Raw genomic sequence first — 11915 nt, 5'->3', positions numbered from 1 at the left:
CGCCGAGGTCCAGCGGCCGCTGCCCGAGCGGGGTGGCGAGCGTGTTGTCGACGGCGACGAGCGCGCCGACGGCGTGCGCGGCCTCGGTCAGGCGCACCTCGTGCGGGGCCGGCCGGTCCGTCGGCCGGGGGCGGGGAGCGGAGGAGATACCAAGGTCCCTCGGCATGGCGTCGCTTGACCCCCACGTCTCGGGATTCGCCGTCATGGGAATGGGTATGCGTCACGCGTGGACCGCAACTGCGGCCACCGGGACGTCGGTTCGCCGATGAGTTCCTTTCAGATGGCGCAATTCCGGCCGCCCTCGATTGAGTAGCGATTGCTCTGGGCGCAGCCGTCTTCCGGCCGCAGACTCGGGCATGTCGTCGTGGCCCGTCTCCCGGGCTGCGAGACCGCCCACTCTCCGGTCCGCCGTGAGACGGAAACCTGACGCATCACCACGGCTGCCCCACAAAGGCGAACCGCACGAGCCGGGAACCACTCCTCTCGCGCCCCGCGGACGCGAAGCCCCCCGGCGCCCTGCCTTCGGCTGACCGCCGACACCTTCCCGGAGGCTCACGGGCGCAGCCCGCCACATGGGCTCCGCCCCCCACTGCGCACCAGGGCAGCCGCTCCCCATCCGCTCCACTCTGTTCGTACATGCCGGCAGCAGCTTGCTGGCAGGAAGGCACCATGAAGTCACCCCAGAAGTTCGCCGGCACGGCCGATTCCCTGATCCGCTCCCGGCTGGCCGGTCTACCGGCCTTCAAGGAGTTCCAGGCGGGGTCCATCGGACGCGCCGAGCTGCAGAGTGCCCTGGCCGCGGAGCGACCCGAGGATTGGGGGCTGAACGAGGACCAGCTCAACCTCGCCACCCGCCTGTGCGTCGACGACGAGTCCGCCGTCGATCGTATGCTCGTCCGGCTCCACTCCGAGGGCCTGTTGCCTGGGACCGGCTATGACAAGGACCGCTTCGAGCGCTTTCGCGACCGTATGGACGCCGAGTTCGACCACGGCGGCCACCTCACGTACATCTTCCCGGAGGAGGCGCGCCTGCTCTTCGCGGTGGCGGAGATCACCGCTCCGGCCCGGACCGTCTTCATCGGCTCCTACTACGGCTACTGGGCGGCATGGGCGCTACCAGGGATCGCTGCGGCCGGTGGCACCGCGGTCCTGATCGATCCCGACGCCGACGTGCTCCAGTTGTCTGCGGACAACCTCCGGCGGCTGGGTTACTCGGATGTCTGCACGTTCGCCTGCGAGGACGCCGCAGCCCGTCTGGAACGCGAACTGGCTGAGTACGACCTGGTGGTCCTGGACGCCGAGGGTCCGGCCGCACATGGGCCAGCCAACCGGCGCGGCAAGGCCGTCTACGGGCCGCTCACCGCCGCCGTGACGCCCTGGCTCCGGCCCGGAGGGCTGCTGCTGGCGCACAACGTCCTGCTGGAGAACCTCACCGACAACGGCTACTTCGCGGGTCGCATCGCCCGCAATGTGGAGCAGTTCACCGGGTTCTCCCGGATTGTGGAGCGCTACTACGACCGTGCGCTGGACCTCCCGACCTCCGAGGGCGTGGGTGCCTACCGCCGCGGCGGGGGAGACACCCGGTGACACCCATGGAGCGGGACCGCTGGCACCGGGCCGCGACCGTCCGCGCCGCCGCGCAGCGACGGTGGGACCCCCGCGCGGAGGGCACCGGCCGACTGTTCTTCTCCACTTCCCAGGTGCCGGTCGCCGGTCATCTGCTGCTGCGGGAGCGGCTGGAGGGGCCCCACTGGAGGGAACTGCACATCCAGCACTTCTACCGCTTCATGGCGTTGACGATCCGGCTGGAACAGTACGTCGTCAACCCTGCTGTCCTCGCCCTGGCGCACCGGGAGGTCCCGGTGGAGCTCCGGGACGAGGATGTCCACGGCGCCCACCGCATCTATGTGGACGAGGGCTACCACGCACTGGAGGCGGTGGAACTGATGTCCGATGTGCGGCACGGCACCGGCGTGGCGCCGGTCATCGGCTGGAGGGCGGGCATCGACCGGCGGCTGGAGGAGGTGCTGGCGGATCTGCCGGACGGCAGGACGCGGGCCTTGGCGCGCCAGCTCTTCGTGGTGGTGTCCGAGACGATGATCTCCGCCACCCTGTCGGCGGTCCCGCATGACGAGGAGGTCGTGGACACCGTCCGTGCGGCGATCGCCGACCACGCCGTGGACGAGGGCCGCCACCACCGGTTCTTCGCCGCGTATCTGCCGCGACTGTGGGATGGACTGGGGACCTCCGACCGGGATCTGCTGGCTCCGCTGCTGCCGCGCTTCATGAGCGAGTTCACCGCTCCAGACCTGGCGGGTCTGCGCCGTGAGCTGACCGGATACGGCCTTTCCGGGCGGGTGGTCGACACGGTGTGCGAGGAGTCCTACCCCCCCGAGCGGCTGCGCGCGGAGACGGCGGCCACAGGCGCGGCCACCCTGCGCTACCTGCAGGAGTGCGGGGCGCTCCGCCATGGCCGGATGTCGGACGCGCTGGGTGCCGCCGGGCTGCTGCCATGAGGTCTTCCTCCCGTCAGCGGCAGCCGATGACCCGATACTCTCGGGAGAGCCGTAGGCTGCTGGCGGTCACCCTGGTAGCCAGCACTGCGCTGTTCACGCTGAACCCGTTCCTGGCCGTGCATCTCCCGAAGTACGCGCCCGGTTCGGGGCCGATCGGTGTCGCACTCCTGCTCTCGGCGGTGGTCGGCGGTGTGGTGGCCCTGCTGGCCTCGGCGGCCGGAGGTGACTCCCGGGGCCGGCTGTTGCTGACCGCGCGGTGGTCGGTGGCCGGGCTCGCCGCGGGCGCGGGCACCCTGGCGGTGCTGCCGTCGCTGCCTGTGGCGGTGCAATCGGTGGCGGTCCTCGCCGGGCTAGTGCTGCTGCGCGCCTGCCTGAACTTGTACAGCAATGCCTCCCGGAGCCTGCATCTGCTCACCAACGGTTCCACGGTGGACACCGGAGTGCTGTTCGCGGCCGTCGGTACGTTCTTCGGCATCGGGAGCGCCGTGGGGCCCGTGTTGGGCGGGATGCTGCTCGGACTGGGCGGATTCGGATTGGCGCTGACAGCCGCGGCGCTGCTGTTCGCAGGCTGCCTGCTTCCACTGGCCCGGGCGGGTGCGGCCTCCCCGCCGCCACGTGAGGCTCCGCCGCCCGCCGGCCAGGTCGCGCGATTGCGGCCGACCTCACGGGCGGCGGCCCGTGTCTGCCTGGGGAGCGGGCTGGCCTATGTGCTGTACGCCCAGTCGCTTGCGTACATCCCGCTCACCCTCTCCCACCGCTACCCCTCCGCCGACCGGCTCACCGTGGTGTTCTTCACGGCCAACGCGGTGCTGCTGATCGCCTGCTCCCTCCCGGTGATGCGGGCCATACGGCGGCTGGCGCCCGACCACCGCTGGCAGTCGGCGGCCGGTGTCGCCGCGCTGCTGGCCGCGCTGTTGGTGCTGCGCTGCGCACCGGCGGGATGGACGGCGCTGGCCGGTTCCGTGGTGCTCTACACCTTCGGGGAGATCGTGGTGCCGGCGGTGGGGATGCAACTGCTCAAGGCTGAGACCGCCGGGGCCAGGACCGGCACGGCGAGGAACGTCGCCTTCTTCACCTTCGCCACCAACACCGTGGGCATGGGCGCGGGGCAGTACGTCGGCACCGCCGTGGCCGCGCTGCCCTCCCCGGCCTGGCACGCCGGCCTGTGGTCGCTGACCGCCGCACTGAGCGCCGCCGCGCTCTGCCGGCGCGGCAGGCCGCCGCGCACAGCCCGGCACGCCAGGCCCACCCGGTTCTCCTGGCGCGCCAAGACCTCAACGACACCACTGACATGGAAGGAGCACGATGAGCGCATCGCATGTGGTCGTGGTCGGCACCGTCGCCCGACACGCCGCGGACCGCTACGCCGCGGCCTGCAGGACCCACGGACACCAGCCGGTCTTCCTGGGCCTGCCGAGGGAGGCGCCGGCCGGCTGCCGCCGGGTGGAAGTGCCCAGTCTGGCAGCCCCCGCTGAGGATTTGGCCACGCTGATCGCCCCGTACACACCCGTCGGGGTGGTGCCGGGCGGGGAACTGGCCGTGCCGGTGGCCGACCGCATCGCGGCCCTGCTGGGCCTGCCCCACAATCCGGTGGACCGGCTGGCGGTCTACCGCGAGAAGGACGCCATGCGCGCGGCCTTCGCGGCCCACGGGGTGCCTCAGCCCATCGTGTACGCCGTCTTCTCGTCGACTCAGGAGGCGTCGGAGTTCGACTGGACCGCGGTGCGGTTCCCCGTGATCGTCAAACCGGTGGACGGCGCGGCAAGCTTCTTCGTCACCCGTTGCGAGACCCCTGCCGACGTACTGGCCGCGCTGCCCAGGGTGTTCGGACACCGCCGCTCCGGGGCCACCGGCCTTCCGCTGCGGGGCAGCGCGCTGGTGGAGGAGTGCGTCGACGGCCCGGAGTACAGCGCCGACTGCATTGTGAGCGAGGGACGGGTACGGGAGGTGTTCGTCGCCACCAAGTTCCTCAGTGCCCCGCCCTACTCGGACGAGACCGCCCATATGTGCGCCGACGGCCTGGCGCCCGCGGTGCACGCGGAGGCGGTCTCGGTCCTGCAGTCCGTGGCCGATGCCTACCGGGTGCGGTCCACCGTGCTGCATGCGGAGTTCAGGCTGACTGACGCTGCGGGCGGCCTGCGGGTGATCGAGGTCGGCAACCGCGTCGCCGGAGACCGGATCAGCGAGCTGGTGGAGCTTCGCCACGGGTGGAACCTGGAGGAGGCCATGGTGCTGTCCCGGGTCGGCGCCCCGTACGGCGGTGCGCACCACCCGGAACGGGCGGGCCGGTGGCCGGCGTACGGGATCAGGTTCCTCTTCGACGGTGAACCACCGCCGCTGCTGCCCGCGGGCGTCGCAAGGATCCGGGGCGAGCGCACCGACGCCTACCCCCGCACCAGCGATGCCAGCCCGCGGCACATCTCGCGCCGTACCGGCTACAGCCTCCTCGCCGCGGACTCGCCGGAGGCCTTGCGCCCCCACCTGTCGGGCGCGGCGGCGACGACGGGGGAAAGGAAGGGAGGGATCGCCGTATGAGGACCACGACACGCCCGGCCGGGCCCGCGCCCCGAGCCGGAGGCCGCATCCGCGCGGCGCAGCCCGGTGACCTGGAAGGCCTGCGCGCCGTCTACAACCACGCGGTGCTGCACACCGACGCTACCCTCGACACCGAGGAGAAGAGCCCGGAGGACTTCCGTGAGTGGTTCGCCGACCACCAGGGGCGCTACCGCGCCGGAGTGTACCTCGACGACGATGGGCGGGCGTGCGGCTATGCAGCGCTGTCGGCGTTCTCCCGCCGGGGCGGCTACCACCCGCTGGCGGAACTCTCCGTCTACCTGGCCCCGCACGCCCAGGGGCGCGGATGCGGCACGGCGCTCACCCGGTGGGCGCTGGACCAGGCCGGGCGGCGTGACTTCGCCACCATCGTCTGCTTTGTGACCACGACGAATGAGGCGTCCGGCCGGATGCTCGCCAGGTGCGGTTTCGAGCGGACCGGGGTCATGCGCCGGGCGGGCAGGAAGCTCGGCGCCTTCGTCGACCTGGGCATCTGGCAGGCGTTCCTGCCTGATGGCCCCGACCGCCCGCTCACCCCAGGCGTGTGAGCGCCTCGGGAAGTTCCCGGCGGTCACGGCGGCAGAGATCACGGTATTCATGCCGCCATCCCGATCCGGGGGAGGCCGCGGCCGACCGCCGACACCCCATATGTTGGTATCCCGCCCATGCGTTGGGGCTGCGGCAGGGCGAAGCCTCGGGCTGAGGTGGTCGGACCTTCGACATCACCTTCGACCGCCGCTTCCCCTCAGCCCGTCAGTGACCAACCACCCTGATACTCCGTTCGTTCGACAGATCCCGCCAGCGTGGCCAAGGGGCCGGGTGGGGTGATTATCAGCGGTAGGAGGCGAGTTCACCGATTCGGCGGTTGCGGCGGACGAGTAGTTGGTGCCGGTCGGGTCAGATCGTGGTGCGCTGTGTTTCCCGCCAGATACGGGCAGTTGTACGGATGAATGTGAGGGTGGTGGTGGTCGACGGGACGGCTTCGTCGAAAGACGTGGTCAGGTGGAACGATGGATCCCCCCAAACCTGGGTGGACGTCGAGTTGGGGTTTTGTGATCTCGAACGCAATGGTCATGCCGACGGTGTGGTCGCGGGTGTCGAGGATGTGCACGGGCGCCTCAGCATTGATCACGGCGCAAGGGACAGAGCCGGCCTGGACTCTGACCTGTGCCGGAGAGGGGTGGGTGACCCGTTGGCTGGGGTTATGCGAATGCCCGGGGTCGGCGCAGAGACTTGCGGCGGGTTCGACGATCGCGACGCGTCGGGCAGGTGACGGCAGGGCGGGATCCCAGTGAAGGCGTTGGGATCGTAGGTGAACTCCGAGTCCCGGATCGCGGCCGCTATTGAATGCCGATTCCGGCGTTGGCCACGGTGATGTTCTCCAGATGATGCCGCCTTCCGTTTTCGTAGAGGATGCCCGTCGAAGCGCCAGCGGGATGAAGGGAAGTACGACGCGACCAGCCCAGAAGGGCTTGACGGTCATCCCGCGGCGCTGGGTCGTCGAGCGGACTTTCAGCAGGCTCATGCACCACCGCCGCCTCGCCCCGCGACTGCGAAACCCCGCCGCTCGTAAGCGGCGACAGCTCCAGCGTCGGGTCGAGATCGACAGCAGTCGATGAGTCGATGCAGTAGGCGAGGTCGCTGCGGTGAGGCTGCCTTGCTCACGGGTGCATCCGCGCGCCCTTGAGGACCTTGTCCACCGCGTTGCGCGGCCCGTAGACGGCCATCCCCACCAGATCGAGCTGGTCCGCGCCCACGGCCCGTACAGCCGCCCGGTTGTCCCGGTCGTTGCCTGTGCTGAACAGGTCCGAGGTGAACACGGCCCTCGGAAGCGAGCGGGACAGCGCCCGACCGTGCGCGGCGGTGAGCGTCTACTTCGTCCCCTCGAAGATCAGCACGGGCTGGCGGAACATCGGCAGATACACAGTGTCGTCGGCGTCCGCGTACGGCTCGCCGATCACCTCGGGTGACGCCGTGCCGAGCCCGCTGACCACGAAGGCGGTTACATTCAGCCGCTGCCAGGGCTCCAGGTCGTCGCGTAGCAGTACGGCGATCTTCGTGTCGAAGCGGACAGGCACGTTCTCATACCCTGCACCGGTCTCGACCCCGGACCCGGCCTCGGTCTCATCCTTGGTTCTCATGCTTCGAGACTCGAGGAAGCATGCCTTCTCCATCTTGTACGTTCTTTGCGTGATGGCTCCGCGGGAAATCTCTGCTTGGCGCCCGCCGGTCGCGGGCGTCGTGGAGGTCTTCCACGCCCACTTCACCGAGCACGCGTACCCCATGCACGTCCACGACGCCTGGACCCTGCTGATTGTCGACGATGGCGCGGTCCGCTACGACCTGGATCGCCACGAGCGCGGCACCCCGAACGACACCGTCAGCCTGCTCCCGCCGCAGATCCCACACAACGGCTCACCTGCCACCCCTCACGGCTTCCGCAAGCGCGTGCTCTACCTCGACATGACGCAGCTGGACGAGAGCTTCATCGGGCCGGCGGTGGACGGCCCGGACCTCACCGATCCCGTCCTGCGCAGACGCGTCGGACAGCTGCACACAGCCCTCGCCATCCGAGGAGACGAGTTCGAGGCCGAGAGCCGTCTGGCCCTCATCGGCGAGCGCCTGCGCGAGCACCTGCGCCCCAGGCTGGCCGTCGGCAGCGCGGGGCCCGACCGCGGCGTCGCCCAGAACCTGCGTGACCTCCTCGACGAGCGATTGCTCGAAGTGATCACCCTGGAAGAGGCCGCGCGCCTGGTCCACGCCCACCCCACGCATCTCGTCCGTGCTTTCAGCGCCGCCTTCGGCATCGCACCCCATCAGTACGTGACATCCCGCCGTGTCGACTTGGCCCGCCGTCTGCTCCTCGACGGACGGCCGCCGGGCGAGGTAGCGACCGCCGTCGGCTTCTACGACCAGTCCCACCTCACCCGGCACTTCAAGCGGGTCGTGGGCATCACCCCGGGCCGGTACGCCCGTACCCGGGGGCGTCAGTTGAGCATGGGCCGCCGCGCTTGATGCCGCACTGCTCTGCGCGGGAGTGGCCCATCAACGGCCTGAATATCCTCCACCACGTGCAGGGATCTTGGTGACAACACGGCTGCTTGCCAGGCCCTGGCTTGCGGTGGGCAACAAACACCGGCCCCCGCGTACGGCCCCTTCGGCTCGGGACCAGGACAGTCCGGTGAGTGGGCCCGTGGGTCTCGTCCGGAGCCCGGGGCCTCACTCCCGTCTGAGTACGTCGGGCAGCTCGTTCGGCGGGTGGTGATGCCCCGTTTGGTGAAGACCCGGCGCAGATGGTTGTCCAATGTGCGTACGGAGAGCGTCAGCCGATTGGCTATCTCCTTGCTGGACAGCCCGGACGCGGCGAGAAGTGCGACCTCCAATTCGCTCCTTGTCAGGGGCGTGGGCGCGGAGGTGAGCGACAGCAGCGGGGTGACGGCACCCTGGCAGTGCCGGGTGAGCCGGCTCGCCCGTGCCTCCGCCGCCGTGGCCGCCCGCGCTGAGCCGCTGCCGCGAAGAATTCAGGCCGCGTCGGCCGCCGCCTCGGCCGCCGACAGGTGGGCCCCGATGGCGTGCAGCCGCTCGGCTACCGCGAGCAACGCTTCGGCGTCTCGGGCGGCCATGGCGGCGACCAGGTCGGCCCGCGCGCCGGCAAAGGCCCCGTCGCAGCAGGCAGCCAGCTCGGCGAGGCGTTCACAGACCTGCCGAGCGCCGCCGAGCCGTGCCGCCTCGGTCAGCAGGAGCACCTCCGAGCTGCTGTATCGGCGTTTCTGGCCCGGGCGGCGGCCTGGCACAGGACCTCACGTCCGGCCACCAGGTCGCCCTTGGCGACCAGCCACCAGGCGCGTCCCAAGGCGTCTTCCCCGGCACCGGTGCAGCTCAAGGCTCGACCGGCGCTCGACACTTCCGCCGAGGACGGAGGAGAGCACGGCCTCGCTTCTCCGTGGGCTGAAGCACCGTCAGGTCGATTCTTCGCATCCGGTCGCACTGGTCCAGGGCCCGTACCGCGTCGACGGCCCATGGACCGGGGCCCGAGCCGCCGGGAGGGCGGCTCGGGGCCTTCGGGACTCACCGGGCACGGAACCACCAGCAGACCGAACAGAACCGTTGGCCAGTACTCATACACTGCGGTTCAGCGTCGGCTGTCGCCCGGGCGAGCAGGCTGGTCACCTCGGCAATCGACGGTGTCGTGCCTGTGGCCATGACTGGCAGACGTCGGCCTGCTCGCACTCGCGCCGCCAGACCTTGCTGTAGCGGCAGGCGGCATCCGGGGGCACCCAGCCGAACGGGACTTTCTCCGCGATCGCGCGGCGGACCATCGCCTTCGCCATTTCATGGCGCTGCATGCTCCGCTCCCGGGCGACGCTCTCGGCTGGACTCGAAAGAGCGCCGGTGCGCGAGGGGACCCACTCCGCGACGTGCGGTGAAGTAATGGCGCAGGGCGTCGGCGCTGCCGAAGCCCGACCGAGTGGCTACGGCTTCCACCGGCAGATCGCTGCTCTCCAAGAGTTGCTCTGCTCGGTGCAGACGCTGGTCGAGCAGCCAGCGGTGCGGCGTGGTGCCAGTGGCTGCCTTGAGTCTCCTGGCGAAGGTACGTGGCGACATTCGTGTCCGGGAGGCCAGCATGTCCACTGTCAGAGGGCGGTCGAGGTGTGCCTGCATCCAGTCCAGCAGGTCGGAAAGCTCGTAGCCGGTGCTGACTTTGGGGACCGGCATTTCGACGTACTGCGCCTGACCGCCAGATCGGTGTGCCGGTACAACCATACGGCGGGCCAGTGCGTTGGCAGTCGCGGCGCCATACTCGCGGCGCACGATGTGCAGGCAGGCGTCGATCCCTGCGGCGGCCCCGGCACTGGTGAGAATGGGCCCATCCTCGGCATAGAGGACATCACGCTCCACCCGGACACTTGGATGCTGCTCAGCAAGCTGGTCGGCGAACTGCCAGTGTGTTGCGGCTCGCCGCCCGTCGAGCAGGCCGGCCATGGCGAGCGGGAAGGCACCCGTGCACACGGACAGCACTCGGGCACCGCGGACGACCGCGTGGCGTAGCGCCTCAGCAATCGATGGCAGCACAGGCCGGTCGAGATCCGGCCAGGCCGGCACGGTCACCAGGTCGGCATTGGCCATCCGTTCGAGCCCGTACTCGACATGGATGGAAACCCCGACGTGGTGGCCACGAGGCCCGGACGCGGTGCGCAGACCGCGAAGTCATAGACCGGCAGGCCATCGTCGGAGCGGTCCAGCCCGAAGACCTGACAGACCACACCGAGCTCGAATGCTGCCGCTCTGCCGCCGACCAGGGCGACCACGTTGCACATCACAGCTCCATCAGGCAGAAACTTCCCGCACCCTGGCAGCCCTGCCAGTACTCTTACGGCTTCCCGTCCGGCAGGCTGCGTACCCATGGACCACTCCCACACAGAAGCGACGACCAGGGATTGGCGTTGCGGTACGCCCGGTGATCCACTGGCACACACAGCCCTCGCACGTCGCGATTCGATGCACCGTCAGGTACGCCACCGAAGGATTGCTGCGTCGACGGCGTGATCACTCTTGGCCTATCGGCTGGTGGACCGGACGGGATCGATCCGGCACGGCGCCGGTCCCGGGATGCTCATGCGGCGCAGCGCACCCCTGAGGGCCGTTGATCGACGGCCACTGGACGGCGCGCCGAGCGGTGGCATCACACCATGTGGAGCCGCTGCGCCAGTTCCCGTGTCAGATCACGCAGGGTCGTTGACACACAATACGGTGCATTCTCTGCGCAGACTCGCCATTATCGACTACCCATGGAAATACGGAGAGTGCAATGACAGAAGGAAAGCCTGTCATCAACCCTGTCGGCAAGCAGGGTTACATTCTGGAATTCGACGAATCCTTCCACGGCGATGACCTGGATAGTTCCCGGTGGCTGCCGTACTATTTGCCGCACTGGAGTTCTCGCGAAGCAGCGCGCGCCAGGTATCATATTGAGCAGGGCGCTTTGAATCTGCTCATCGAAGAAGAACAGAAGCCATGGTGTCCTGAGTTCGACGGTGACATCAGGGTTTCTTCCTTGCAGACCGGTTTGTTCGCGGGCCCCATCGGGAGTCCAATCGGACAAATGCATTTCAAGCCGTCCCTCCGCGTGCGCGAGGCGCAGGACCCCCTCAAGCTCTACACCCCTCAGTACGGGTTCTTCGAGATGCGGGCGAAGGCGACCGCTGACCCGCACTGCATGGTAGCTCTTTGGATGATCGGTTATGAGGATGTGCCGGAGCATTCCGCGGAGATATGCATCTTTGAGATCTTCGGCCGTGAATTGACTCCGGACACGACAGCCGTTGGCATGGGACTCCACCCATGGAGCGATCCAACCATTCACGAAGAGTGGGCCGCGGAGCACCTCGCCATCGATGCACGCGAGTATCATACATATGCCGTGGAATGGACTCCGGACCACGTCGCCTTCTTCGTCGACGACAAGCTGGTAAAGGTTTCGAACCAGTCTCCCAGTTATCCTATGCAATTCATGCTCAGCATTTACGAGTTTCCTGAAGGCCGACAGGTCGCCAGCTCTTATCCCAAGCGATTCACTGTGGATTATTTCCGCGGCTACCGGGCGGCCCCTGCCCCGGGATGACACACCGCGGCGGCACAGGATGTTGCGCTGGATGAGCTCGGAGAGACCCCTTCCCGGCCGGTGCCGTACTGGGGCTGGGGCAGCCTGCCGGACCAGTACGGCCGCCGTTGGGGATGGCGATGACGGCGAGTCACCCACGCCCAAGCGGACTCCTAGCTAGAGTGCTTGGCGATCTGCCGCCCCATCCTTCCCGGGTGGGGCGTTCACGCCAGGTAGCGTTGTGG

10 protein-coding genes and 3 pseudogenes are annotated in these 11915 nt (G+C 69.0%); 8 read left to right on the top strand and 5 right to left on the bottom strand.

Annotated features, from left to right (window positions below):
* The first annotated feature begins 669 nt into the window (after nt 1–669).
* The 6 genes and pseudogenes from AB0K02_RS32580 to AB0K02_RS32555 form a co-directional block, all read left to right on the top strand.
* Nucleotides 670–1587, top strand: a complete 918-nt coding sequence (locus AB0K02_RS32580) for a class I SAM-dependent methyltransferase (protein WP_365996212.1) — start codon at nt 670–672, stop codon at nt 1585–1587.
* A gap of 5 nt (nt 1588–1592) precedes the next feature.
* Complete coding sequence (locus tag AB0K02_RS32575; protein WP_365996215.1) at nt 1593–2516, top strand: diiron oxygenase; 924 nt, start codon at nt 1593–1595, stop codon at nt 2514–2516.
* A 26-nt stretch (nt 2517–2542) separates the two neighbouring features.
* Entirely contained in the window at nt 2543–3991 is a 1449-nt protein-coding gene (locus tag AB0K02_RS32570) for a hypothetical protein (protein WP_365996211.1), read from the top strand.
* Between the two features lie 4 nt (nt 3992–3995).
* Nucleotides 3996–5051 (top strand): ATP-grasp domain-containing protein, encoded by a 1056-nt coding sequence (locus tag AB0K02_RS32565; protein WP_365996210.1) that lies wholly within the window; start codon nt 3996–3998, stop codon nt 5049–5051.
* Nucleotides 5048–5617, top strand: a complete 570-nt coding sequence (locus AB0K02_RS32560) for an N-acetyltransferase family protein (RefSeq protein WP_365996209.1) — start codon at nt 5048–5050, stop codon at nt 5615–5617. Before AB0K02_RS32565 ends, AB0K02_RS32560 begins: the two co-directional genes overlap by 4 nt.
* A gap of 909 nt (nt 5618–6526) precedes the next feature.
* A pseudogene (locus AB0K02_RS32555) lies at nt 6527–6613 on the top strand (IS5/IS1182 family transposase); the annotation flags it as partial.
* A 117-nt stretch (nt 6614–6730) separates the two neighbouring features.
* Here AB0K02_RS32555 and AB0K02_RS32550 read toward each other — a convergent pair.
* Nucleotides 6731–7210, bottom strand: a pseudogene (locus tag AB0K02_RS32550) (DUF2000 domain-containing protein).
* A gap of 52 nt (nt 7211–7262) precedes the next feature.
* Here AB0K02_RS32550 and AB0K02_RS32545 point away from each other — a divergent pair.
* Entirely contained in the window at nt 7263–8084 is an 822-nt protein-coding gene (locus AB0K02_RS32545; protein ID WP_365996208.1) for an AraC family transcriptional regulator, read from the top strand.
* On the opposite strand, the gene AB0K02_RS32540 is transcribed toward AB0K02_RS32545, so the two are convergent.
* The 4 genes and pseudogenes from AB0K02_RS32540 to AB0K02_RS32525 form a co-directional block, all read right to left on the bottom strand.
* The gene (locus tag AB0K02_RS32540) at nt 8057–8467 is read right to left on the bottom strand and encodes a helix-turn-helix transcriptional regulator (RefSeq protein ID WP_365996214.1); all 411 of its coding nucleotides are present in this window, start codon (nt 8465–8467) and stop codon (nt 8057–8059) included. The two genes, AB0K02_RS32545 and AB0K02_RS32540, sit on opposite strands and share 28 nt — an antisense overlap.
* A gap of 123 nt (nt 8468–8590) precedes the next feature.
* On the bottom strand, nt 8591–8815 hold the full coding sequence (locus AB0K02_RS32535; protein WP_365996207.1) for a hypothetical protein: 225 nt from the start codon (nt 8813–8815) through the stop codon (nt 8591–8593).
* Between the two features lie 465 nt (nt 8816–9280).
* Nucleotides 9281–9400, bottom strand: a pseudogene (locus tag AB0K02_RS32530) (IS701 family transposase); the annotation flags it as partial.
* A gap of 1 nt (nt 9401) precedes the next feature.
* Complete coding sequence (locus tag AB0K02_RS32525) at nt 9402–10196, bottom strand: helix-turn-helix domain-containing protein (protein WP_365996206.1); 795 nt, start codon at nt 10194–10196, stop codon at nt 9402–9404.
* Nucleotides 10197–10878: 682 nt separating this feature from the next.
* Between AB0K02_RS32525 and AB0K02_RS32520 the strand changes: the two genes are divergently transcribed.
* A complete protein-coding gene (locus AB0K02_RS32520; protein WP_365996205.1) occupies nt 10879–11691 on the top strand; it encodes a glycoside hydrolase family 16 protein in 813 nt (270 codons plus the stop codon).
* The last annotated feature ends 224 nt before the right edge of the window (nt 11692–11915 follow it).

Origin of the sequence: Streptomyces sp. NPDC049597, assembly GCF_040675505.1 — a bacterium.
Lineage (GTDB): Bacteria > Actinomycetota > Actinomycetes > Streptomycetales > Streptomycetaceae > Streptomyces.
The sequence above is the reverse complement of the archived record's forward strand: the minus strand, read 5'-3'. Positions and strand labels throughout refer to the sequence as shown.

Coding starts and splice junctions, on each gene's coding strand:
- AB0K02_RS32545 (WP_365996208.1), top strand. CDS start 7,263: ATGGCTCCGCGGGAAATCTCTGCTTGGCGCCCGCCGGTCGCGGGCGTC.
- AB0K02_RS32570 (WP_365996211.1), top strand. CDS start 2,543: ATGACCCGATACTCTCGGGAGAGCCGTAGGCTGCTGGCGGTCACCCTG.
- AB0K02_RS32580 (WP_365996212.1), top strand. CDS start 670: ATGAAGTCACCCCAGAAGTTCGCCGGCACGGCCGATTCCCTGATCCGC.
- AB0K02_RS32575 (WP_365996215.1), top strand. CDS start 1,593: ATGGAGCGGGACCGCTGGCACCGGGCCGCGACCGTCCGCGCCGCCGCG.
- AB0K02_RS32560 (WP_365996209.1), top strand. CDS start 5,048: ATGAGGACCACGACACGCCCGGCCGGGCCCGCGCCCCGAGCCGGAGGC.
- AB0K02_RS32520 (WP_365996205.1), top strand. CDS start 10,879: ATGACAGAAGGAAAGCCTGTCATCAACCCTGTCGGCAAGCAGGGTTAC.
- AB0K02_RS32525 (WP_365996206.1), bottom strand. CDS start 10,196: ATGGCCAATGCCGACCTGGTGACCGTGCCGGCCTGGCCGGATCTCGAC.